22 protein-coding genes are annotated in these 23777 nt (G+C 36.7%); 15 read left to right on the top strand and 7 right to left on the bottom strand.

All coding sequences use genetic code 11. The features are described from left to right. Positions 1-110: 110 nt before the first annotated feature. Positions 111-1394 carry a M14 family metallopeptidase gene (locus tag HCO57_RS02550; RefSeq protein ID WP_167987708.1) on the top strand — a complete coding sequence of 428 codons (1284 nt, stop codon included), beginning with the start codon at positions 111-113 and terminating at the stop codon, positions 1392-1394. Positions 1395-1396: 2 nt separating this feature from the next. Here the strand turns inward: HCO57_RS02550 and HCO57_RS02545 are convergent, their stop codons facing one another. Then, entirely contained in the window at positions 1397-1942 is a 546-nt protein-coding gene (locus HCO57_RS02545; protein WP_209065962.1) for a hypothetical protein, read from the bottom strand. Between the two features lie 43 nt (positions 1943-1985). Further along, on the bottom strand, positions 1986-5162 hold the full coding sequence (ccsA, locus tag HCO57_RS02540) for a cytochrome c biogenesis protein (RefSeq protein WP_167987706.1): 3177 nt from the start codon (positions 5160-5162) through the stop codon (positions 1986-1988). A gap of 132 nt (positions 5163-5294) precedes the next feature. Here ccsA and HCO57_RS02535 point away from each other — a divergent pair, with 132 nt between their 5' ends. The 7 genes from HCO57_RS02535 (at position 5295) to HCO57_RS02505 (ending at position 13114) form a co-directional block, all read left to right on the top strand. Next, positions 5295-6053, top strand: coding sequence for a Rossmann-like and DUF2520 domain-containing protein (locus tag HCO57_RS02535; RefSeq protein WP_167987705.1), 759 nt, complete (start codon positions 5295-5297; stop codon positions 6051-6053). Beyond that, the gene (locus HCO57_RS02530; RefSeq protein WP_167987704.1) at positions 6037-6564 is read left to right on the top strand and encodes a KdsC family phosphatase; all 528 of its coding nucleotides are present in this window, start codon (positions 6037-6039) and stop codon (positions 6562-6564) included. Before HCO57_RS02535 ends, HCO57_RS02530 begins: the two co-directional genes overlap by 17 nt. After that, positions 6557-7156: a Maf family nucleotide pyrophosphatase gene (locus HCO57_RS02525; protein ID WP_167987703.1), complete on the top strand. Its 600-nt coding sequence runs from the start codon at positions 6557-6559 to the stop codon at positions 7154-7156. The genes HCO57_RS02530 and HCO57_RS02525 overlap by 8 nt, the downstream gene beginning before the upstream one ends. Positions 7157-7190: 34 nt before the next feature. Continuing rightward, complete coding sequence (locus tag HCO57_RS02520; RefSeq protein WP_209065960.1) at positions 7191-8141, top strand: septum formation inhibitor Maf; 951 nt, start codon at positions 7191-7193, stop codon at positions 8139-8141. Continuing rightward, a complete protein-coding gene (locus tag HCO57_RS02515; RefSeq protein WP_167987702.1) occupies positions 8138-8692 on the top strand; it encodes a mechanosensitive ion channel domain-containing protein in 555 nt (184 codons plus the stop codon). The genes HCO57_RS02520 and HCO57_RS02515 overlap by 4 nt, the downstream gene beginning before the upstream one ends. 78 nt (positions 8693-8770) lie before the next feature. Then, on the top strand, positions 8771-11305 hold the full coding sequence (locus HCO57_RS02510) for a PIG-L family deacetylase (protein ID WP_167987701.1): 2535 nt from the start codon (positions 8771-8773) through the stop codon (positions 11303-11305). 102 nt (positions 11306-11407) lie between these two features. Further along, on the top strand, positions 11408-13114 hold the full coding sequence (locus tag HCO57_RS02505; protein ID WP_167987700.1) for a sodium:solute symporter: 1707 nt from the start codon (positions 11408-11410) through the stop codon (positions 13112-13114). A gap of 46 nt (positions 13115-13160) precedes the next feature. Here the strand turns inward: HCO57_RS02505 and HCO57_RS02500 are convergent, their stop codons facing one another. Both HCO57_RS02500 and HCO57_RS02495 read right to left on the bottom strand, forming a co-directional pair. After that, on the bottom strand, positions 13161-14003 hold the full coding sequence (locus HCO57_RS02500) for a DUF2911 domain-containing protein (protein WP_136950074.1): 843 nt from the start codon (positions 14001-14003) through the stop codon (positions 13161-13163). A gap of 76 nt (positions 14004-14079) precedes the next feature. Next, positions 14080-15252, bottom strand: a complete 1173-nt coding sequence (locus tag HCO57_RS02495; protein ID WP_167987699.1) for a hypothetical protein — start codon at positions 15250-15252, stop codon at positions 14080-14082. Positions 15253-15416: 164 nt separating this feature from the next. Here HCO57_RS02495 and HCO57_RS02490 point away from each other — a divergent pair, with 164 nt between their 5' ends. The 6 genes from HCO57_RS02490 (at position 15417) to HCO57_RS02465 (ending at position 20786) form a co-directional block, all read left to right on the top strand. Continuing rightward, complete coding sequence (locus HCO57_RS02490) at positions 15417-15908, top strand: SRPBCC family protein (RefSeq protein ID WP_167987698.1); 492 nt, start codon at positions 15417-15419, stop codon at positions 15906-15908. Positions 15909-15914: 6 nt separating this feature from the next. Then, complete coding sequence (locus tag HCO57_RS02485; RefSeq protein WP_167987697.1) at positions 15915-16607, top strand: SDR family NAD(P)-dependent oxidoreductase; 693 nt, start codon at positions 15915-15917, stop codon at positions 16605-16607. Further along, positions 16607-17917, top strand: coding sequence for a cryptochrome/photolyase family protein (locus HCO57_RS02480; protein WP_167987696.1), 1311 nt, complete (start codon positions 16607-16609; stop codon positions 17915-17917). The genes HCO57_RS02485 and HCO57_RS02480 overlap by 1 nt, the downstream gene beginning before the upstream one ends. 49 nt (positions 17918-17966) lie before the next feature. Continuing rightward, positions 17967-19397 carry an amidohydrolase gene (locus HCO57_RS02475; RefSeq protein ID WP_167987695.1) on the top strand — a complete coding sequence of 477 codons (1431 nt, stop codon included), beginning with the start codon at positions 17967-17969 and terminating at the stop codon, positions 19395-19397. An 8-nt stretch (positions 19398-19405) separates the two neighbouring features. Continuing rightward, on the top strand, positions 19406-20290 hold the full coding sequence (locus tag HCO57_RS02470) for a VOC family protein (protein WP_167987694.1): 885 nt from the start codon (positions 19406-19408) through the stop codon (positions 20288-20290). A 67-nt stretch (positions 20291-20357) separates the two neighbouring features. Next, a complete protein-coding gene (locus HCO57_RS02465) occupies positions 20358-20786 on the top strand; it encodes a BLUF domain-containing protein (protein ID WP_167987693.1) in 429 nt (142 codons plus the stop codon). Here the strand turns inward: HCO57_RS02465 and murA are convergent. The 3 genes from murA to HCO57_RS02450 all read right to left on the bottom strand — a co-directional run bounded on the left by murA (position 20783) and on the right by HCO57_RS02450 (position 23127). Next, a complete protein-coding gene (gene murA / locus HCO57_RS02460) occupies positions 20783-22090 on the bottom strand; it encodes a UDP-N-acetylglucosamine 1-carboxyvinyltransferase (protein ID WP_136950081.1) in 1308 nt (435 codons plus the stop codon). The two genes, HCO57_RS02465 and murA, sit on opposite strands and share 4 nt — an antisense overlap. A 17-nt stretch (positions 22091-22107) precedes the next feature. Then, on the bottom strand, positions 22108-22770 hold the full coding sequence (locus HCO57_RS02455) for a DUF4290 domain-containing protein (RefSeq protein WP_136950082.1): 663 nt from the start codon (positions 22768-22770) through the stop codon (positions 22108-22110). A gap of 69 nt (positions 22771-22839) precedes the next feature. Beyond that, positions 22840-23127: a DUF493 family protein gene (locus HCO57_RS02450; RefSeq protein ID WP_136950083.1), complete on the bottom strand. Its 288-nt coding sequence runs from the start codon at positions 23125-23127 to the stop codon at positions 22840-22842. Positions 23128-23216: 89 nt separating this feature from the next. Here HCO57_RS02450 and HCO57_RS02445 point away from each other — a divergent pair, with 89 nt between their 5' ends. After that, positions 23217-23774, top strand: coding sequence for an ATP-binding protein (locus HCO57_RS02445; protein ID WP_317171098.1), 558 nt, complete (start codon positions 23217-23219; stop codon positions 23772-23774). Positions 23775-23777: the final 3 nt, after the last annotated feature.

The raw sequence follows: 23777 nt of genomic DNA, 5'->3' as shown, positions 1-23777 counted from the left end.
GAATACCCAAAAATGCAAAGAAAAACAGCGGTTTCTCAGTTCCATGCCAATCCTAAAAAGTATATTACTTAGATTAGCAAATGACGTACACAAAATCTAAAGTTCTATTCATGAAAACCAAACTGTACTTTCTATTTCTTATCATAATTGTTGTTGCCTGTAAAAATGCTACTCCACTGGTAGAAAAACCTAGTGGTTACCAAGGACAGGGAAAATCGCCTGTGGTGCCTACAACGAGTAAACCTGTGCAAAAACAGTATAAAAATACATGGAGTCTAAATGATAGTACCGTCTTTTTTTCTAATCAGTTTGATGGCGCTCGGTTAAACGGATTAGTGCATGATGGCAACGACCATTATACCATTTGGATAACTGCGGAAAACACCCCAATAAATGTAAGTCCTTGGTATGCTTTCAAGGTTTGGAGCACCACCAAAAAGGAAGTCATCATTAAATTGACATATCAAGATATTCGCAGCAGATATTATCCAAAAATCAGTAAAGATGGCATTCTATTTAAAGCAATAGATAGCGTCAATTATACAGAAATAAACCCTGGAGAAGGTGATTTTGGAATAAAAGCAGCTCCCGAAGCTATTGAAATTAAGGTCACAGTAACTCCGGAACCTACTTGGATTTCTGCACAGGAATTATACACGTCAACCCATGTAAAACAGTGGATAGATTCCTTAACAACAAATTCTTTTACCAAAACCTATAGTATAGGGAAAACTACAGAAAATAGAGATCTTCATCTTTTAGAGTTAAATCAAAACAATAGTAAAAAGGCAATACTCATAATTTCTAGACAGCATCCACCAGAAGTTACTGGTTTTCTAGCTATGAAATCTTTTATGGAAACCCTAGCGGGAGAAAGTGAACTCGCCAAAACCTTTAGAAAAAAATTTACCGTGTTTAACGTTCCTTTAATGAATCCGGATGGGGTAGACAACGGGCATTGGCGGCATAACATGGGAGGAATTGACCTAAATAGAGATTGGCAAAATTTCAATCAGCCAGAAACCCGAGCCGTACGAGATTTTTTAAAGCGAAAAGAAAAAGAAGGCCACCGATTTGTTTTTGGCGCAGACTTTCATTCTACTTGGGATGATATTTATTACCCATTAGATTCTACCATAACAGGTCCTGAAAATAACATCGTTTTTAATTGGATAGAAAATATAAGTGAACGATTACCGCAAAAACAAACGAATGTAAAACCTTCTAAAGATTTAGAACCTACCATGGTTTCTAGAACCTATTTTTATGTAGCACACCATATGCCTGCAATAGTATTTGAATTGGGAGATAATACCCCTAGGCCTTTTTTAAAGCAAAAAGGAATTGTTGCTGCAGAAGAATTGATGCAATTATTACTTAAGGAGTATCCGTAAAACTATTCTAACTTTTCTGGACCTTGCGATGGTCGGTTACTTCTGATCTGCCATCTTTCATCTTGGATAGACTTGTACACTATTTTATATTCTAAGCCATCTGCCAACAATTCTGCTATTGCATCTGTAATTAACGCATAATCCTTGGCACTTTCCGCTACTTTTAAAAAAGAATAGGATTGATTAGCAGGTATGGCAATTCCAGGATTAAGAGTAGAAAATGTAAAATTATCTAAACTATCTAGCGCACTATTTTTACTTTTTAGGTAAGTTACTATGGAGTTATCATAAGTAGTAAGAGATTCTACCTCTCCGTAATATATCATTTGTACGCTTTCTAATATGGCTGGACCAATACCATGGTTTTTAAGACTTAATTCATACACATTCCCAGAACTATGGTTTCGTTCCGCAAACTGCACATAGGGTAAAATAGAAATATAGTTCTGTTTGCGCATTAAATTGGTCTGGTAAATAAAAATAACCAACGTAAGCACACTTACAAGCATTGCTGTAAGGCTTAATAAAGTATTGGTATTTAGTTTCATTTTCACACTAGAAAAGTACTAAAAAACCATATAGACTAAAAACCTATGCTGCTTTGCCGGCGTAATATTTACGATGCTTTACCAAACTTAAAGCTCCAAGTACAAATACACCAAAAACAGTGTAATAAACAAACGTAGGTGTAATCACTTGGTCTCCACTGGCGTAACTATGTAGACCAACAAGGTAAAAGTTTACCCCAAAATACGTCATCATAATACTTGCAAAAGCAATGACAGACGCAAAATTAAATTTCCAAAAACCTCTTAAACCAGGTACCAATCGCATGTGGAGTACAAAAGCATAAATCATAATAGAAATTAACGCCCAAGTTTCTTTTGGGTCCCAGCCCCAATACCTACCCCAACTTTCGTTAGCCCACTGGCCACCTAAAAAGTTACCTATGGTAAGCATTACTAAACCCACAGTTAAGGCCAACTCATTAATCACGGTAAGTTCATTAAGGTTATGTTTCATCCTTTTTTGGTTCTTTTCTGTTGTTAGCAGAATTAATAAAAGGGAAACTACTCCCAAAATCATGCCTACCGTTAAAGGTCCATAACTACCTACAATAACCGCAACGTGTATCATAAGCCAATAACTATCCAAAACAGGAACTAAATTTGCAACCGCTGGGTCTACCCAACTTTGGTGGGCAATCCATAATAACATAGAGGTTACAAAAGCACTGGAAGCCAAGGTTAATTCACTTTTACGAGAGCCCAATAAAAGTCCCATACCTAAAGTTGCCCATGAAACATATAAAATACTCTCATAAGCATCGCTCCACGGAGCATGACCAGAAATATACCAACGTAAAACTAGCCCCGCAGTATGCCATAAAAAGAAAATAATTATAGTTCCTTTAAATAGATAGGACGCAGCCTTTAAAAATTCTCGCTCCTTAAATATTCTAAAGATTAATACCACAAAATATAATATACCAATTAGGGCATAATACTTATATAGCCTGTTAAAGATGTCTAGCTTGTTGTAAATAATTTCTGTCTGTACCTTTTCTTTAGAAGGCAGCACTTCTGCTCCGTGGTTTTTCTGATTTTGATAGAAAGCTTCTAACAAACGGTCTGCAGTACTATAATCTCCTGTTTTTATCGCTGCTTGGAGCGAATTTAAATAGTATGGCACACCATTTTGCATAAAGTTAGCATACAAAGAATCTTGCACCTGGTGTTGTCCAGAGCGGTATTCTACGGTAGAAATCCATTTGTTATTTTCATCATTCAAAAGCGGAAATATCTTTAAAACTTGTCCGCTCAAAGCAGCGTTCAATAAACTAAACCGCTCGTGTGCTTTTGTAAAATCTTTCTGAAATTTATTTGGATTTGTAGTTGATGTAGCCTCTTCTAAATAAGGCTTTAACTTATACATACCTGCAGCATCAAAAAAATCAGTTGCTTTTACTCTTTTCTGTGTTTTAGGTACACCAATTATTCTTCTAATACTATCATTTTGCCACTCGCCCAAGTTGATAAATTCCACATTATACCATGCAGAAGGATTGAGCATCATACTAATAAAGACTTGGTCAGAATCTAAATTTTCATATTTAGCCTTACCACTTAGTTTACGTAATAGCTCAGAGGTAAAGGTATTTAAGGGTTTCATTCTACCGCCTTCATCTTGTATAATTAAAGCGCCAAATTTATCTGCGTGTTCTTTGCTCACTGTTGTGGCTTTAATTACAGAATCTACTTGTGCTTTGGTGGGCAGTTGATTGTGGTTGTCGTGATTTTCTTGCTGTGCATTAGCGAAGGTAATTACAAAAAGTAAGGCTAACGTAGCCATATTTTTACGCTTCTCATTTAGCTTTTCTAAACGCTTACTTAGGTCTCTAAATCGTGTTTTTCCAAAAAACATGATTCCCATCAATCCTAAATACAACAAAAAATAGCCTGCATAGGTAATCCATGTTCCCCATTGGTCATGATTAACACTCAAAACCGTGCCTTTTTCATCTGGCATAAAGCTCGATTGGAAAAAACGGTATCCTTTGTGGTCTAGAATATGATTCATGTAAATATCATAATCGAATGGGCGTTCATCCTCTATGGTCACTTTACTCATAAAAGATTTATAACTACTAACTGTGCCAGGGTATTTTTCTGCGATAAAATCGTTTAACTTAACATTAAAAGGTAGCTTATGTTCTTTTGAACCATAACGAAGCCTAAAATCCAAATTACCTACAGTGAATTTATCGCCAACGGGCATGCCACCTTTACCTCCCATTATTTTTTGTTCTACCTCTTCATCACCAACCCTAATACGTACTATAAGAGCATCTTGGCTTTCTTTGGTAATTTCATTTTCTGGTAATTCTACAATACCATATGTACCCTTTACCACGGGTTCTGGAATTACAAATTGCATATTTGCCATATTGTAGAGCGAACGTAATTGTAAAGGCTGTAAAGAATCTTTTGTTACATGACCCTGAAATTGGTCTGCCATACGCATAAAATTTCCTTCAAAAGGGGACTTTATAGTGTATGTACTATCTGTAGTAAAAATGTTAATAGCCCCAGGTGTTTCTCTATTTAACGCAAATAGCACATTGTGTATGCTAGCAATCTTTCCGTCTTCCAAGTAATGTTCGTGCCGTTGCCCATCTCCTGCTTCTACAATTTGGAGGTATGTATTACCGTTTTCATCTGGCACCATTCCTTTTTTAACGCCTCTTATATAACCAGAATAAGCAATGGTAAATGGTGTTCCGTTAAAATCTCCCTTCCAAGGCAAGGAACCTCTATACCCCTGTTCTGTAGCTAAGAGCTCGTCTTCCAGGGTTTTGCGCTTCCTTTCACCCTTAATCTCTCCTTCTACATATGCCGTGAGAAAAGTTTTATCAGAATAAAAAATGTTTTCCGATTGTCCTTCACGAATGGGCATCATCCCTTCAAAACTGATATACCGCGTTACAAAAGCACCTACAATAATTAATACCCAAGATAAGTGCAATACCAAAATTGGCCATTTTTTCCAGGTTAGTAATTGGTAACGTTTAATATTACCAATAAAATTAATCGCAAAAAACACCATGATTAGCTCAAACCATCGCGCATTATAAATGTAAATACGTGCAGTTTCTGTGCTATACATACTTTCTACAAAAGTGCCAATGGCCATGGCAGCAGCAAAAACAATAAATAAAACAGCCATTAATCGTGTAGAGAAGAGTGTCTTCTTAAGCGTATCTAACATAAAAGTGGTATTCTTTGGCTTGCAAAAATACGGCCTTTTTGCCACTTGCCCATTTGGTGGCATTGCAATATCAATCCAAAAAAAGTGTTAATCTTTTTCTTAGCTCCCCTATTCTATTTTGTACTTTTGAACATGCTTACCGTTGTACTTATAGGAACAGGAAATGTGGCCGGCCATTTATACCATCAGTTATTACTCAGTAATACCGTAAAATTGGTACAGGTTTTTGGCAGGAGTTCAGAAGCATTAACACCTTTTTCTGAAGTTGCAACAACTACTAATTACAAAGAATTATATGCTGCAGATGTGTGTATTATTGCAGTGAAAGACAGTGCTATTGCGGAGGTTTCCAAAGAATTAAAACATCTTAAAGGTATTATAGTACATACCTCTGGCACACAGCCTATGAGTGTTTTAAACAATTCAAAAGTTGGCGTGTTTTATCCCTTGCAAACCTTTACCAAAAACAAGCAAGTAGATTTTAGAAGCATTCCATTTTTGTTAGAAGCAAATGAGGAAACAACATTGGAAACCCTTAAACGGTTAGCCCAAGAATTTACGGAGAACATACACTTGGTAAATAGTGAACAACGCAAGCAATTGCATGTGGCAGCAGTATTGGTCAATAATTTTAGCAATCATTTATTTTATTGGGCAGAGGAATTATGCAAAGAACAAGATTTACCCTTTGCCATTTTACTTCCTTTAATAAAAGAGACTGTTGTAAAATTAGAAACACTTTCTCCCAAAGCAGCACAAACAGGCCCTGCGATGCGGAATGATACTGAGACTATGCAAAAACACATTGCATTGTTAACGGAACCCTTACAAAAAAAGATTTATCAATTAATGAGCGAAAGTATTATTGCTACTTATGAAAAAAAGCTATAAAGAATATTTAAAAGACATCACAACTTTTGTTTTAGATGTAGATGGTGTACTTACCGATGGTTCTGTTATGATTACAACCACTGGAGAAATGTTGCGTAAAATGAACGTTAAAGATGGTTTGGCCTTAAAAACAGCCTTAAAAAAAGGCTATAATGTTTGTATTATTACCGGTGGTACTAATGAAGGCGTTAAAAGTAGACTACGAGGTTTAGGTATTACCGACATATACTTGGGAGCGCATTACAAGAGTGAACCCTTGGAAGAGTATATGGATATCTACAATCTTAAACCAGAAAACATATTGTATATGGGAGATGACCTCCCAGATATACCCCCAATGCAACAAGTGCAACTGGCTACATGTCCGCAAAATGCCGTGGCAGAAGTGAAGGCCATTTGCGACTATGTGTCTCACAAAAATGGTGGAGACGGCTGTGTTAGGGACATTATAGAACAAGTACTTAAAGTTAAAGGCGATTGGGATTTAAATTTTAATGCAGGGAATGATTAAGAATCCACTGAGTAAAAAACTAGAGGGATACCAAATTATACTCGCTTCGGGTTCTCCAAGACGCAAAGCTTTCCTAGAAGAATTAGGGATTCCATACACTGTTCACGTAAAACCAGTAGATGAAGTGTACCCACCCGAGCTTAAAGGCGCAGAAATTTCGGATTATCTAGCAGTGCTTAAAGCCTCTGCATTTAAAAATCAAATAGAAACCAATCAAATTGTATTAACATCAGATACTGTGGTATGGTGTTATGACGAATCTTTAGCTAAAGCTGCTGATGAAGAAGAGGCCACACAAATGCTTAATAAACTATCTGGTCAATGGCACGAGGTGATTACTTCAGTATGTTTTACCACCCTTTCTGAACAGAAAGTGGTGCACTCCAAAACCAAGGTAAAGTTAAAAACACTTACTGCAGCAGAAATAGGGTATTACATAAACACCTTTAAACCCTACGATAAAGCGGGTGCTTACGGTATTCAAGAATGGATAGGAAGCATTGGTGTTGAAGAGATTAGAGGCAGCTACAATACCGTAGTTGGCCTACCCACACATCTAGTTTACAAAACGTTAATGGACATGGCAGACTAAAGCCATACGCTTACTTTTGTGAAAATTTTTGGCTATGAAAACTGTTTTTTACGCATTTAGTACGCTGTTATCTGTATTACTTATTGGGTGTAAACAATCACTTAAGGAACAAGAAGATAAAGAACCATTTGCACTCGCTTCAGCAGAGAAGGTGGATACAACGCTAGAAAAAACAAAACAGCCTTTATCTCAAGAATTTAAAAATTATTGGTATGCTGGTAATGCAGAAATAACCAGTTACGTATTAGAACAAGCCCGTTACGGTGAACTAAGAAAAGGTAGTGCTGTACTTATCTATGTTACGGAACCTTTTTTACCAAATAAGCAAGTAAAAGCAGATGGGAACAATGCAGATAATATCCCAGTGTTAAAACTAAATACCACAAAAAACTATCTTACTGGTATATACCCTTATAGTATCATGGCAAGTACTTTTTACCCAGTGTATAACAACCAGCACGCTTTAAAAACGAGTTTCTCTGCGCAAGAATGGTGCGGTCAAGTTTATGCACAGCTCAATAATCGAGATAAATTTGAAGTGGTGAGCCACAGTTATTTTGAGAGCGAAGCAGACCAAGAAATAAAGTTACCCAAAACACATTTAGAAAATGAAATTTGGAACATTATTCGCATAAATCCTGAAACACTGCCAGTAGGAACTATAGAAATTTTACCCTCATTAGAATATTTTAGATTGAAACATAAGGAAGTGAAAGCTCTGATGGCTGATGCTAGTTTAAGCAAAGAAGAAGGTGTAAGTACTTATACTTTGTCTTATCAAAATAAGGAGCGTGAATTAAAAATACAATTCAACACAGCTTTTCCACATGAAATAGTAGGCTGGGAAGAAACCTTTGTAAGTGGTTACGGTACTAACGCCAACAAAATTACTAGTAAAGCCAAAAAGTTGAAGCAATTAAAAACACCCTATTGGCGCCAGAATAGCAATAAGGATGTTATTCTAAGAGATAGTTTAGGTTTATGATTACTCTAGAACACCTTTTTACACAATATAATAATGAACTTTGGGGTACTTTTATCGCCCTAATAATTTTTATATTTCTACGATTTTTATCTATAAAAACAGTACGTAGAATTGGTAAGATTAGTGATATCAACCAGATGCGTACACGCTTGGTAATTCGCTATGTGAGCTTCGGCCTGTTTATTGTCCTAGCAGTGGCGCTAATTCTAATTTGGGGCGTAAATTTTAAAGAAGTAGGTATTGTTATTTCTTCCGCTTTTGCTGTATTAGGTGTTGCTCTATTTGCTAACTGGTCTATTCTAAGCAACGTAACGGCTGGTATAATCTTGTTTTTTTATTTTCCCTATAAAATTGGAGATAGAATACGTATACAAGACAAAGATTTTCCAGAGGAGGCTGTTATTTTAGATATACAAGCCTTCAACCTAATTCTAATAAAAGAAGATACGGGAGAGCTATTGACTTACCCCAACAACCTAATTCTACAAAAAGGCGTACTCTTAGTACAGAAGCAAGTAGCCACAGATCAAGATTTAGAGCAGCATTTATAGGTGTTAAAGTAACCTAAAATAGACCAGCCTTAATTTTAACAGTTTTTATATTTGATAAATTCCAAACCTAAAACCATAATGCAGCAGTTTAAAGCGTTTTTATGCCTCTGTTTTATTGTAGTTTCTTCACTACAAGCGCAGCAACCTAGCAAACTAACCTCTTCTGAAATTTATACCGAATTACAACGGTTAAATTTTTTAGGCAACGTACTCTATGTAGCCGCACATCCAGATGATGAAAATACTCGTATGATTGCCTATTTGGCAAATGAAGTTAAAGCCAACACTACCTACCTTTCCCTAACCAGAGGGGATGGCGGACAAAATCTAATAGGACCCGAACTTAAAGAATTATTAGGGGTTCTACGTACCCAAGAGTTACTGGCCGCTAGAGCAATTGACGGTGGGCATCAACGTTTTTCTAGAGCGGTTGATTTTGGTTTCAGCAAACATCCAGATGAAACTCTGACCATCTGGGATAAAAAAGAAGTGCTATCTGATGTTGTTTTGGCGATAAGACAATTACGCCCAGATGTTATCATAAATCGTTTTGACCACAGAACACCGGGTTCTACACACGGTCATCATACCGCTTCTGCAATGTTGAGCTTTGAAGCTTTTGACTTAGCAGGAGATGCCCAAAACTATCCTAACCAACTACAGACCGTCTCTACATGGCAACCCAAAAGATTGTTTTTTAACACTTCGTGGTGGTTTTATGGCAGCAGAGAAAATTTTGAAGCTGCAGACAAGTCTAACCTCATTTCTATGGATATTGGCGTGTTTTATCCAGAGTTAGGAATGAGTAACAATGAGATTGCTTCTCTAGCGCGTAGCCAACACTTGTGCCAAGGATTTGGACAAATGGGAACTCGTGGCAGTGAAACGGATTATGTTGAATTTTTAAAGGGAGATAAACCCAATTCGCAAACCGATATTTTTGAAGGTATTAACACTACATGGTCCAGACTAGCAGATGGCGAAGCCATTGGTGTTCTTTTAAACAAAGTAGAAAAAGATTTCAATTTTAAAGACCCCAGCATCCATTTACCAGATTTATTGGCAGCCTATTATTTACTTAAAAATAGTAAAGACGAATTTTGGAAAGCTAAAAAATTACCTCTATTAGAAAATATTATACTGGCAGCGGCAGGATTGTACATAGAGGCTGATACAGCCATGGGCGCAGCAAGTCCAGGTGAGGACATCACTGTAGAAATTGAAGCAGTGAACCGTTCTAATACAAACATAAGATTGAATTCAGTTAGCTTAAACAACAATGCAGCAAATAAAAAGGTTAACAAAGTTTTAGAAGACAATCAAAAGGAAACCTTTGATATAAAATTTTCCATACCCAACAATACCGATTACACTTCACCGTATTGGCTTTTAGAAAAAGGAGAACTTGGAATGTACAAGGTATCCAGTCCAACTCTTATTGGATTGCCAGAAACTCCTGCGGCATACCAAGCAACATTTAATTTTTCCATTGAGGGAAAAGAATTAACGGTTACCAGAGATGTCGTCCATCATTTTAACAAACCAGAAAAAGGAGAATTATACAGTCCATTTGTTATCTTGCCTCCTGTAACCACTAGCGTTGCAGAAGACGTTATATTATTTGCAACAACCGATGCAAAAAACGTTGCTGTTAACGTGCGTGCCGGTAAAGATAATGTTAGTGGCAACCTGTCGTTGAAAGTACCACAAGGATGGATGGTCAATGGAGAACAATCATTTAGTTTATCTAAAAAAGGAGAAGTACAAACACTAAACTTTCTAGTAACACCACCTATCAATACTTCAGAAGGCAGTATACAACCTATCGCAAGTATAAATGGGCAAAAGTATAATCTATCGTTAGTAGAGATTGAATATGACCATATTCCAAAACAATCTGTATTACTCCCGTCGGAGGCTAAAGTGGCTCGTTTAAACATTAAAAAAGCAGGTGAGAATATCGGCTATATTGTAGGTGCAGGTGATAAAGTTCCAGAGAGTCTAAGCCAAATTGGATATAACGTAACGTTTTTGACCGTAGAAACCTTACAACCAGAGCATCTACAGCACTTGGATGGTGTTGTATTAGGGATACGAGCTTATAATGTTTTAGATGCCTTAGAATACAAACAAAATCTTTTATTAGATTATGTAAAAAATGGTGGTACTATGATTGTGCAATACAACACGGCTAATCGTTGGAAATCTCAATTTGAAAATATAGCTCCCTACCCCCTTACCATTTCTAGAGACCGCGTTACTGATGAATATGCTAAAGTTGAATTGTTAGCTAAGAATCACCCCATCTTGAACAAGCCAAACAAAATAGAGGCTACAGATTTTGACGGTTGGATACAAGAAAGGGGATTGTATTTTCCCAATCAGTGGAGCAAAGAATTTACGCCTATCCTATCTATGGCAGACCAAGGAGAAGAAGCTACTAAAGGGAGTCTCTTAGTAGCACCCTATGGTAAAGGTCACTACATATATACTGGTTTAAGCTTTTTCAGAGAACTGCCAGCAGGTGTTCCTGGAGCTTATAAATTGTTTGCAAATATGCTATCTTTAGGCAAATCTGATAATGCTAACGATAATGGAAGAAAAGGAAATTAAAGGCACAACATACGTGTGGAAAAAAGAATACAGTATAGTGTTGGCTTTTAATATTTTCTACATTCTACTTTTCATTTACATTATGAACGCCAATAATTAGATATGGGTACAATAGACTGGGTAGTACTAGCGAGTACATTGTTCTTTATTGTAGCTTACGGTGTTTACAAAACAAAAGGCAGTGCCAACGTTGAAGATTATGTCCGCGGAGGCAGTGATACTAAATGGTGGACTATAGGTTTGTCTGTGATGGCTACACAAGCCAGTGCTATTACTTTTTTATCTACACCAGGGCAAGCTTTCCATGATGGTATGGGCTTTGTTCAATTTTACTTTGGATTACCACTCGCCATGATTGTAATATGTATGGTATTTATTCCATTATACCATAAACTTAAAGTATACACCGCTTATGAAATGTTAGAAAGTCGTTTCGATTTAAAAACGAGAACACTTACTGCCATTTTATTTCTTATTCAACGTGGACTGGCAGCAGGTATAACCATCTTTGCACCCTCCATCATCCTATCTGCTGTATTAGGTTGGGACTTGAGTACCTTAAATATTATTATTGGTATTCTGGTAATTATCTATACCGTAACAGGGGGTACTAAAGCTGTAAATATTACCCAAAAACAACAAATGTTTGTTATTATGGTGGGTATGTTTTTTGCCTTTTTCTTTATTCTAGGGAGCCTGCCTACCGATGTATCTTTTGGTGAAGCCTTAAAAATAGCAGGAGCCAACGAAAAGCTAGAAATTTTAAATTTTGATTTTGACACACAGAACCGCTATACTTTCTGGAGTGGTATAACAGGTGGTTTTTTTTTAATGTTAGCTTATTTTGGCACAGACCAAAGTCAAGTGCAGCGCTATCTATCTGGTAAAAGCGTCCGGGAAAGTCAGTTGGGATTAATCTTTAATGCCATTCTAAAAATCCCCATGCAATTTTTTATCCTTTTGGTAGGCGTCATGGTATTTGTATTTTACCAATACAATCCATCGCCCTTAAATTTTAATCCTGCCGCTCAGGAGGCTATAAAAGCTTCAAATATGGCAGAAGATTACCGCCAATTAGAAAAAGGACATCTCAGTGCAGAAAAGGAAAAACGCATGGCACAAAACGACTTTGTAACGGCCTTAAAATTAAAGGACTACAATGCCATAGAACAAGCAAAACTAAACTTAAAAGAAGCTAATACTCTAGATAAAAGAAACAGAGAAGCCGCTAAAGTGCTTATTGCAGAAGGTGCTCCACAGGTAGAAACTAATGATAAAGACTATGTGTTTATCCATTTTATACTAACCAATTTACCTAGGGGATTAATTGGCTTGCTATTAGCTGTTATATTATCTGCCGCTATGAGTTCTACAGCGTCAGAGCTTAATGCTTTGGGGACCATTACAGCGCTGGATTTATACAAAAGAAATATTGGCAGAAACCTTTCTCAGACAGAAGAGATAAGAATGACCAAAATCTTCACTTTTATTTGGGGAATGCTTGCTATTGTTGTAGCCAACATTGCCAATTTGTTCGATAATTTGATACAGCTTGTCAATATCATTGGTTCTATCTTTTACGGTAATGTACTAGGTATATTTCTTTTGGCCTTCTTTGTAAAATTTGTAAAAGGCAATGCTGTTTTTATAGCCGCTATAGTGACACAGATAATTGTCATCATTGGATGGTACCAAGATTGGATGTCTTATTTATGGTTAAATGCCTTTGGGTGCGCTTTAGTTATGCTTTTCGCCTTATCTTTAGAAATCCTAGATAGAACTTTAAAAAGTAATACTGTAGAAACATAAAAAAACCCGGAAATACCGGGCTTTTTATTTTTAAAATATAGTTTGCTTACTTAGCGCCCCATTCTTTTAAAGAATCTTGATTCATTTTTACGTAATCCGCGTTGCCAGCCTTTTCTGCAACCGCTAGAGAATTTTTAGCTGCCGCAATTGCAGCTTTAGTATCTCCTAATTTAGCATAGATTAGCGATTGCTTACGCATCATCCAAAATGCTTGTGGATTTGCTGCTACTGCTTTTTCTATCCAATCTTTTGCCTTATTTAAATCCTTACCTTCTTCCAAATAATAAGAAGCTGCTGCATAATAATCGTTACCACTAGGGCCGGCCATCACTGCTTCAATGCTCTTCATAGCTTTTTCTTGTGTAGGAACATCAAACTTCACGCCTACATATACGTTTTCCCATAAAATACCCAACATTGCTCCGTTATTATGAATGTCGTCTATAGTCATGGTAAATGTTTCAATCGGCATTTCTACTGGATAAACCTCTGCTTTTACAGAAGCTGCCACTTTAGATGCATCCCAATTTTGTGGAGTACCCCAGTTATTGGTATCCGCATAAAAAATAACTTCCCAAACAGCCTCACCTGGTTTTGTAAATAAAGCGTAGGAACCAGCTTTTATTGCCTTTCCTCCTACAGTTACATCATCACTAAAAGTAACAATAGTATTCTTGTTTGCTCCAGTTCTCCAAAGTTTATCGTAAGGAACTAGGTTACCGAATACTTTTCTGCCTTTCATAGAAGGCCTAGAGTATTCTACCGTAACATCTGTTAAACCTACTTGTTGCTCCATAGTAGATAATGGGCTCGGTTGTGGGGTTGCAATTTGTGCTAATCCAGAAAAGATTACACCTAAAAGCATACCCAATAGTGCTAGTTTTTTCATTTGTAGTGTTTTTTACTTTTTAGCAAAACTAGCTATTAACAAATCTGACAAAAGTTAAGAAAAGCTTAAAAGAATTTTATCGAATTAGAAAAGGAATCACCCACCTATCATTTTCTGCATAAAACTGAGCATAATATATGGAAGGTTTTAAGAAAGAAGTGTTTATGGTATATTCTTCTAATTCTTGCTTCTGATAAAAAGCAATTTGCCTCCCAGAGGTATCAAATATAGACAGACCATGTATTAATGTGTTAACTGGCATTTTAAAAGCTAAAGCCGAATTTCCCATGGGCTGGTAGGCCAGAGGACGCTCAATCTTTAATTGTTCTTCTGGAGCTTCCCCATCTCCCTTAGGTAAGTCTTCATCAAAATCTTCTGGTACATCTTCTTCTTCGAGCGTCTCATTATCCAACGTAAAAGAAAATAATCTGGAGGCCGAGCTAACAAAAGGTGGATTTTGATAATTTTCACAACTTACATAATAGGTATGATTGGCATTCTTAGTAATACCCTCGGTCTGGGCAATCCCTATCGGCAACTGCAATTTTTCTTGCTGTACAACAAATTGCCCCCTTTCATCCAACTCTACATTCAAAAGAAAAGGTGTAAGTATACTGGTGTATCCCAATAAGATAATTGTGTTAGCATCCTTTACATACGTAGCATCTGTCACTAAACCGTTTATAGGTATTTCTTGCACAAATTCTGCCTGATAGGAACCTGCTATTTTGGGTAAACGATAAACCGCCGTATTCATAGATTTCCATTGCTTCGTGAAGATGTACAAATAATTTTCTGTTGCTATCATTGCTTCTGCATCAAAATCACTATGCTCCTGCCCTTCAAAGTTAACCTGCTCTGGATAACTAAACCCAATGGTCTCCGTGACTATTGGGCTGCTCGTTTGCAAAGCTGCCAACCTAAACTTATACACTTTTAAATCTCTTCTTGTACCAAGATTATTACCAAAATCACCTACATATCCAAATTCACCATCGATACTCAAAGCCTCCCAGTCTATATTCTCTGCCATTAAGGTCTTGCGTGCAGTTATCTCTAAAGTTTCAGGATTCATTACAAATATTTCTGCACTATTTCCAGAGTCATTGCAACTTAAAACTTGCTTGTCCCAATAAGCCAATCCAGAGGTTTCTTGCAGTTCCGTTGGCAGGTCTCCAATTGCTTTGATGTTGGTTTGTGCACCAGCCCATAAAGCTGTTAAACAAAATAGTAGCTGTAATCCTCTCATATGGGTAAATATAATTGAAAACCAAATGGTTGCCTAGCCTTTTACAACGGCATCGGAAGAACTGCTCTTTTATTAAGATGAATTACATCGATTTTTCAAAATTGTTTAACTTTTAATATTTTTAGTTAAACAATATTAACCCTACTTTTGTTAAAAAAATCTGCATGAAGGTTTATCGTTTAACCGCAAAACAAGGTTTTCCTATTAGTATGGAAAAAGCGTGGAGCTTTTTATCTGACCCTAGAAACTTAAAGGTGATTACCCCAGAACATATGGGCTTTAAAATTTTATCGGGCGCAGATAGGGATATGTATCAGGGACAAATCATTCAATATATAGTCTATCCTTTTCCTCATATACCTACAAAATGGGTTACCGAAATTACCCATGTTAAAGAAGGAGAATACTTTGTAGATGAGCAACGTTTTGGTCCTTATGCATTGTGGCACCATAAGCATTTTATAAAAAAAATAGATGGTGGCGTAGAAATGGAAGACATCATAGATTATAAACTTCCGCTCGGTATTTTAGGACGATTGATGCACCCCATCATCGTAAAAAAGCAACTACAAAACATTTTTAATTATCGGGAAAAACGATTGAACGAATTGTTTGGTCATCTAGAAGGATATCAAAATTCCATAACTTTTAAATAGAAAAAAATGAGTAAAAATATTTTATTAATAGGTGGTTCTCATGGTATAGGTTTTGCTATGGCCAAAACCTTATTAGAAAACCATACCGTATATGTAGCCTCTAGAACTAAAGAGGATTTAGGTAATTTAGATGTAAACCACATTTCTTTTGATGCTACTACCGACCAATTAAACGAGGAAGAATTGCCATCAGAAATTCATGGATTTGCCTATTGTCCAGGTTCCATCAACCTTAAACCTTTTAAAATGCTTTCCTTAGAAACTTTTAAAGAGGACATGGAACTTAATTTTTTCTCCATGGTTAACATTGTAAAAACCGTTATGCCCAGAATGGCAGAAAACAGTAGTATGGTCTTTTTTAGTACCGTAGCGGTTGGCACAGGTATGCCGTTTCATACCAGTGTAGCCGCAGCAAAGGGCGCTATTGAAGGCTTTGCAAAGTCTTTAGCGGCAGAATATGCGCCAAAAATCAGAGTGAATACCATTGCGCCTTCACTAGTAGATACTCCCTTGGCCACAAGACTTTTAAACAATGATAAAAAAAGAGAAATGATGTCTAAAAGACATCCGTTGAACCGTGTGGGTAAACCTGAAGACATTGCAGATTTGGCTGTATTTTTAATCTCTGATAAAAGCTCCTGGGTAACAGGACAAGTAATGGGTATTGATGGTGGCTTATCTACTTTAAATGTAAATTGATGGCAGATAAGGTTAATATTTTTTGGTTTAGACGGGATCTTAGACTGGAAGACAATGTAGGTCTTTACCATGCTTTAAACGACGAGAATCCTGTTCTCCCAATATTTATTTTTGATAAAGAAATTCTAGAACAATTACCAAAAGACGATGCTAGAGTAACCTTTATTTTTGATACCCTTCAAAACATGCGGAATACCCTGCAAGAAAAGGTTAAAAGCAGTATTGCTATGTTCCACGATACTCCAAAGACGGTTTTTAAACAGTTATTAAAAGAGTATACTATTGGTACTGTTTTTACGAATCATGATTATGAGCCTTATGCAAAAAAAAGGGACCAAAACATTAAAGAACTATTAGAAGAGCACCAGATAGCTTTTAAGACTTATAAAGACCAAGTTATTTTTGAAAAAAGCGAGGTTGTCAAAGGTGATGGCGACCCTTATGTGGTATACACACCTTACATGAAAAAATGGAAGGAAAACTTCAACGGTTCTAAACATTTAGTGGCCTATGATACCAAAGACAATTTTAAAAACTTTATTGCCCACAGTAGACTTCCAAATTTAAGTTTGAGTGATATCGGTTTTAAAACCGCTACCATTAAAGTACCAGATTATTTAGTAACGCCTCATTTAATTCAGAAATACGAAGACACTCGTAATTTCCCAGCTTTAAAGACAGGGACTTCACAGTTAGGTCCCCACTTACGTTTTGGAACGGTAAGTGTACGGAAAATGGTTAAAAAAGCGACAGAAGAAAAGAATGAAACCTTCTGGAACGAGCTAATTTGGCGAGAGTTCTTTATGCAAATTTTGTGGCATTTTCCTGAAACCGTAAACAATGCTTTTAGAGCAAAGTATGACCGTATTAAATGGCGTAATAATGAGGAGGAATTTACAAAATGGAAAGAAGGCAAAACAGGATATGCTTTAGTAGATGCAGGAATGCGACAATTGAATGAAACAGGATACATGCACAACCGGGTGCGGATGTTGGTAGCAAGCTTTTTGTGTAAACACTTGCTCATAGATTGGCGATGGGGTGAAGCGTACTTTGCCGAAAAGCTTTTGGATTATGAAATGTCTAGTAATGTAGGTAACTGGCAATGGGCTGCGGGTAGCGGTGTAGATGCTGCACCCTATTTTAGAATTTTTAACCCTATGACCCAAATAGATAAATTTGATAAGGATAAAAAATACATTAACCGATGGGTCAAAGATTTACAAGAAATGACTTACCCAAATAAAATGGTAGACCATAAAGAAGCACGAGAACGCTGTTTAAAAGTCTATAAAGAAGCCGTGGGGTAAATCGGATTTTTTGGTACTTTTAGAGGATAACCAAAGAACTCGATAGCAAATGAAAACACCAAAACTACTCGGTTTACTCCTACTTGCAGTGCCGTTGATGGCCTCTGCGCAAAAAGTGAGTAAAAATAAACAGGCTGTAATTAGTGCTGTGGAAAATCACAAAGAACACCTAATCACCTTGAGTGATTCTATTTGGGCTTTAGCAGAAACTGCATTTGAAGAATCAAAATCAGCAGAACTTCTAGCTAGCTATGCAGAAAAAAATGGACTAATGGTGGAACGAGGTGTTGCCAACATTCCTACTGCATTTACCGCAACGTATGGCAGTGGTAAACCCGTAATTAGCATTTTAGGGGAGTTTGATGCACTTCCGGGACTATCTCAAAATACTACTCCAACTAAGAATCCTAAGGTGGAAGGTGCTCCCGGTCATGGATGCGGGCATAACATGTTCGGTGCCGCAAGCTTAGGGGCTGCGATAGCCATTAAAGAACAAATTGAAGCTGGAAAATTAAAAGGGACCGTAAAATTTTTAGGTACACCAGCAGAAGAAAAATATTTTGCAAAAGTTTGGATGGTAGAGGCTGGTCTGTGGGATGATGTGGATGTAAACATTAGCTGGCACCCAGGCGCTAACATAGAAGCAGATGTACAAAGTGGCTTATCCTTAATTGATTTTATTGTTGAGTTTTACGGCCAGGCAGCACATGCATCTGCTGACCCTTGGAATGGTAGAAGCGCTTCTGATGCTTTAGAATTGTATACTACTGGTATTAATTATTACCGTGAACATATAAAACCAACCTCAAGAATTCATTACCATATACAAGATGGCGGTCAGGTAGTTAATGTAGTACCGGACTATTCTAAAATTTGGGTCAGGGTACGGGATCCTAAACGTAAAGTTATGCTTCCTACCTATGAACAAGTAAAAAAGATGGCAGAAGGCGCAGCTATCATGGCTAATGTAGATTATAAAATATCATTAGTATCTGGTATTTATGAAACTCTGGTCAACAGGTCTGGGGGTGCCATTATGCAAAAAAATCTAGAACTTTTAGGTCCTATAAGCTATACTGAAGATGAAATTGAATTTGGGAAAGCAATCCAAAAAGCAACCGGAAAACCAGAGGTTGGCATGGATAGTAGTATAAAACCATTAAGAGAAACCGAAGAACTGCCTGGTGGCGGGTCTACAGATGTGGGTGACGTAAGTTGGAATGTACCCAACATTAATTTAAGCGTTACCGTCGCACCAAAAGATACCCCATGGCATTCTTGGGCCGTTGTAGCTTGTGGAGGTATGAGTATTGGACATAAGGGAATGGTTTACGCTTCTAAAGCAATGGCTATGACTATGGTAGATTTGTTTGAAAATCCTAAATTGGTCAATCAAGTTAAAGAAGAATATAAAACAAGAAAAGGAGAAGAAAAATACGAGGCTATGATAGATGGTCCACCGCCAATAGGCAAAAATTAAAACTTTATATGACTAGAATTTATGTGCTAGGCCTGCTATTAGCGGGCCTTTTCCCCCTTAGTGCACAAGAAAATAAACCTCTAAAAGCTTTTACTCCACTTTTAAATAAAATCTGGAAAGCAGAAGGAACATGGGGTAATGGAAGTACCTTTAAGCAAGAAATGTCTTTTAAAATAGCTCTAGATAGCAATTTGATAATTACAGAGACCACTGACTTTTTAGACCCTGAACAAAAGAACTATGGGCAACGTAGCCATGGTATAAGAAAATACGATACCAAAACGGGCCGTTTACGTTTTTGGGAATTTGATGTAGAAGGCAATACTACCCGTGGAAAAGTGGAAGTATACAACAATGATATCGTGTACATCTACGATTACGGTGGTACCCAAGTAACAGATTATTGGCGTTATATAGATGACTATACATACGAGTTTGTTGTAGGCATTTTAGAAGATGGTAAGTGGCAACAAACATTTTTAAAAACGCAATTTACTACCGAGCGAAAACAATTTTATTTCGACTTTAATCATTACGCCATTGTAGTCCAAGATTTAAAAAAGGCTGGAGATTTTTACAAAGAAGTTTTTCAGTTAAAAGAAATTTCCCATCCAGACAACAATCCTAAGTTTAGATGGTTTTTGGTAAAAGAAGCTGCACAATTACATTTAATACAAAAAGAGGCCGCAAATTTTACCAAAAACAAAAGCATTCACCTATCTTTAACCACCCAACAATTAGAGACTTTTGTTTCACACCTAAAACACTTACAAATAAGTTTTTACGATTGGTCAGGCACTAAAAACAAAATTTCTATACGTTCTGATGGGGTAAAACAAATCTATTTGCAAGACCCTGATGGTTACTGGATTGAGGTAAATAACGCACCATAATTTGTTAGGTTTTGTTTAAGTTTATAAGAAATCTGTATTTTTATGATGACCTAACATACCAATAAATATGTACTCATTAATCTACCGTTCGGTAGCGCAACCATCATTTTCCTTACCAGAAGTTTATGTAATGCTAAGTAAAGCAAGAGCATTCAATAATAACCATAATATAACGGGCTGTCTCTTATACCACAACCAAACGTTTATACAGTTATTAGAAGGAGAAGAATCTGCTCTATTAGCGCTGTATGACAGTATAAAACTAGATAAAAGACATTATAATGTTACTACTTTAATAGAGCAACATATAGAGACCCCTTTATTTTTAAACTGGGATATGGCTTTTCATGAGTTTGATGAATTTGAGGACAGTAAGCATGAAAAACTAAGGCAGATAGACGCCATTTTTAGCAAGTCTTCTGCCTTTAATAAACCTAGTGAATTCGCTACTACATTTTTTAAAAATGTGCATCGAATCTTGTTTCAAGAAAATTAAACTCTTACAATATCCGCTCCTATGGCTCTAAGACGTTCGTCTATATTCTCGTAACCTCGGTCTATTTGTTCAATGTTGTGGATTGTAGAGGTTCCTTTTGCAGATAAGGCCGCAATAAGCAAAGATACACCAGCTCTGATATCCGGAGAGGTCATGGTAGTTGCTTTTAAGGTCGATTTAAAATCGTGACCTATCACAGTGGCACGGTGAGGGTCACAAAGGATAATTTTAGCACCCATATCTAATAATTTATCTACGAAAAACAATCTACTCTCGAACATTTTCTGATGCACAACCACTTCTCCTCTCGCTTGTGTGGCTATCACCAATATAATACTAAGTAAATCTGGTGTAAATCCTGGCCAAGGTGCATCTGCAATGGTTAAGATAGAACCGTCTATAAAGTTTTGTATCTCATAACCATCTTTATGTTCTGGAATATAGATATCGTCTCCACGTCTTTCCATAGTAATTCCTAGTTTTCTAAAAACATCTGGAATCTGACCTAAATTTTCCCAGCTAACATTTTTAATGGTTAACTCACTGCGTGTCATTGCTGCCAAACCAACCCAGCTCCCAATTTCTATCATATCTGGTAACATGGTATGCTCTGTGCCACCAAGACACTCAACCCCTTCTATAGTTAGTAAATTAGAACCAATACCAGAAATATTAGCTCCCATACGTACCATCATTTTACATAATTGTTGCAAATAAGGCTCGCATGCTGCGTTATAGATGGTTGTCGTGCCTTTTGCTAATACTGCTGCCATCACAATGTTTGCGGTACCTGTTACAGATGCTTCATCTAATAACATATAGGTACCTTGCAGCTCTTCCGCTTCAACCCCGTAAAAATGTTCTTCTTTATTATATCTAAACTGTGCCCCTAGTTTTATGAAACCCTCAAAATGCGTATCTAAACGTCTACGTCCTATCTTATCTCCACCCGGTTTAGGTATATATCCTTTACCAAATCTACCTAACAATGGCCCTACTAACATAATAGAACCCCGTAGTCCTCTACCATCTTTTTTAAATTGTTCTGATTGTAGATAGTCTAGATTTACATCATCTGCCTTGAAGGTGTAAGAGCCTTTACCTTTCTTTTGAATTTTAACTCCTAAATCTTCTAGTAAGGCGATAAGTTTATTAACATCTACAATGTCTGGTATGTTGTTGATAGTAACTTTTTCTGGTGTCAACAGTACAGCACAAAGAATTTGTAAAGCTTCATTCTTTGCGCCTTGTGGGGTTATTTCACCTTTTAGTTTTTTTCCCCCTTGGATTCTAAATGTCCCCATTTAATGGTGTAGGTTTTTTAGTTGCGTTTTTTATTTCTATTGTTTCTTTGGTTCTTTTTACCGTTGTGTCTACCATTACTACGGTGTTGGTTAGATTTACCGTTGTTCTTTAAAAACTGATCGCTATCGGTAAGACTTTCACCTTCTGGAGCAAGATCTATTTCTCCATTACTTAATTCTTTAAGGTGTTCAAAAATCACTCTATCTTCTACGGTGTCTTTGTTCCACGTTAAAAAACATTTTTTCATGTGATTGGCAATAGCATATTCCAACCCATCTCGCATATCTCCCTTTTCCCATTTTATCGCAACATCTATCATTCTCTTGATATTGTTACCGTAAAATCTATATTTTGGATGGTTTTGCGGATATCTTAAAGGTTCTGGTCGCTGTTGTAACACTTCTTTACTTGTAATCGGAAAAGGAGAATCAACATCCAATTTAAAATCGGACATAATAAACAATTGATCCCATAGCTTATGCTGAAAATCAGGGACATCCCTTAAATGGGGTTGTAAATTCCCCATAACACTAATAATAGCTTTAGCAACGTTGTTGCGTTCATCACGGTCTTCTATGGCTACTGCCTGATCAACCATTTTCTGAAAATGACGTCCGTATTCTGGAATATGTAGTTGTGGACGCTCCGTGTTATATTCTAAGTTTTCTACTAAATTCAAACTGGAAAGTTTTTAAGGAGGTAATTAAACTAGCTGCAAAATAAGAAAATTATAAGGAGTAACTACTATTTATAAAGAAATAACACCCTTTACCCCTTCTACTTCTTTATACTTAGCAATAACTGCATCTGGATCTTTCATTTGCACTGTAATAGATAGGCTAGTATAGGTACCTTTGCTAGAAGTTTTAGACCCTATTACTGCTCCCATATTATCAAATATGGTATTGATTTGCGTCACTCCGTCAGAATTGGAGGGAACAATAAATTTATATAAATATTTGCTAGGCCAAGAGGTATTATCCCACAGTTGCTCCCTCAATCTGTTATAAAACTCTTCTGATTTCTTTTGGTCCATACATTAATTTTAAGCAAAGATAGTGGCAATACTTCAATTTTTTTCCCATGTTTCAAATTCATTACTTTGCGTCAAAAATTAAAATTGTTGTGAACCACAAGAAAATTGTTATCACAGGAGCACCAGGAACAGGAAAGACCGTTTTAGTAGAAGGGCTAGAAAAACTAGGTTATCCATGTTATCATGAAATTATACGTACTATGACGGCAGAAGCCAAAAGTAAGGGCAACACGGATGCTATGACGGTAAATCCTTTAACTTTTGTAGATGACCCTATGGCTTTTAATAGGCAATTATTAGAAGGTAGACTGGCTCATTATCAAAAATCGGATACCATCAAAGAACCACTTAGTTTTTTTGATAGAGGTTTGCCAGACGTATTGGGCTACATGGACTATTTTGAGCAAGCCTATGGTGAGGACTTTACCAAAACCTGCGAAAAGCACACCTATGATACTATTTTCATGGTACCCCCATGGAAAGAAATATATGTTTCTGACAACGAAAGATTGGAAACTTTTGAGCAAGCCGAAGAACTACATGAGCACCTAATGGCTGTTTACCAACGTTTTGGTTATGACATTATCTTGGTTCCTAAAACTTCTATCCCAAAACGTATAGATTTTGTCCTAAATGCATTAACTTAATGC

This window comes from Croceivirga sp. JEA036 (assembly GCF_011882165.1).
Taxonomy (GTDB): domain Bacteria; phylum Bacteroidota; class Bacteroidia; order Flavobacteriales; family Flavobacteriaceae; genus Croceivirga.
This window is presented reverse-complemented; position numbering and strand designations above follow the sequence as displayed.

Coding starts and splice junctions, on each gene's coding strand:
- HCO57_RS02480 (WP_167987696.1), top strand. CDS start 16,607: ATGGCAGATAAGGTTAATATTTTTTGGTTTAGACGGGATCTTAGACTG.
- HCO57_RS02500 (WP_136950074.1), bottom strand. CDS start 14,003: ATGAAAAAACTAGCACTATTGGGTATGCTTTTAGGTGTAATCTTTTCT.
- HCO57_RS02545 (WP_209065962.1), bottom strand. CDS start 1,942: ATGAAACTAAATACCAATACTTTATTAAGCCTTACAGCAATGCTTGTA.
- HCO57_RS02525 (WP_167987703.1), top strand. CDS start 6,557: ATGATTAAGAATCCACTGAGTAAAAAACTAGAGGGATACCAAATTATA.
- HCO57_RS02490 (WP_167987698.1), top strand. CDS start 15,417: ATGAAGGTTTATCGTTTAACCGCAAAACAAGGTTTTCCTATTAGTATG.
- HCO57_RS02520 (WP_209065960.1), top strand. CDS start 7,191: ATGAAAACTGTTTTTTACGCATTTAGTACGCTGTTATCTGTATTACTT.
- HCO57_RS02485 (WP_167987697.1), top strand. CDS start 15,915: ATGAGTAAAAATATTTTATTAATAGGTGGTTCTCATGGTATAGGTTTT.
- murA (WP_136950081.1), bottom strand. CDS start 22,090: ATGGGGACATTTAGAATCCAAGGGGGAAAAAAACTAAAAGGTGAAATA.
- HCO57_RS02535 (WP_167987705.1), top strand. CDS start 5,295: ATGCTTACCGTTGTACTTATAGGAACAGGAAATGTGGCCGGCCATTTA.
- HCO57_RS02550 (WP_167987708.1), top strand. CDS start 111: ATGAAAACCAAACTGTACTTTCTATTTCTTATCATAATTGTTGTTGCC.
- HCO57_RS02505 (WP_167987700.1), top strand. CDS start 11,408: ATGGGTACAATAGACTGGGTAGTACTAGCGAGTACATTGTTCTTTATT.
- HCO57_RS02495 (WP_167987699.1), bottom strand. CDS start 15,252: ATGAGAGGATTACAGCTACTATTTTGTTTAACAGCTTTATGGGCTGGT.
- HCO57_RS02530 (WP_167987704.1), top strand. CDS start 6,037: ATGAAAAAAAGCTATAAAGAATATTTAAAAGACATCACAACTTTTGTT.
- HCO57_RS02475 (WP_167987695.1), top strand. CDS start 17,967: ATGAAAACACCAAAACTACTCGGTTTACTCCTACTTGCAGTGCCGTTG.
- HCO57_RS02450 (WP_136950083.1), bottom strand. CDS start 23,127: ATGGACCAAAAGAAATCAGAAGAGTTTTATAACAGATTGAGGGAGCAA.
- HCO57_RS02465 (WP_167987693.1), top strand. CDS start 20,358: ATGTACTCATTAATCTACCGTTCGGTAGCGCAACCATCATTTTCCTTA.
- ccsA (WP_167987706.1), bottom strand. CDS start 5,162: ATGTTAGATACGCTTAAGAAGACACTCTTCTCTACACGATTAATGGCT.
- HCO57_RS02515 (WP_167987702.1), top strand. CDS start 8,138: ATGATTACTCTAGAACACCTTTTTACACAATATAATAATGAACTTTGG.
- HCO57_RS02470 (WP_167987694.1), top strand. CDS start 19,406: ATGACTAGAATTTATGTGCTAGGCCTGCTATTAGCGGGCCTTTTCCCC.
- HCO57_RS02510 (WP_167987701.1), top strand. CDS start 8,771: ATGCAGCAGTTTAAAGCGTTTTTATGCCTCTGTTTTATTGTAGTTTCT.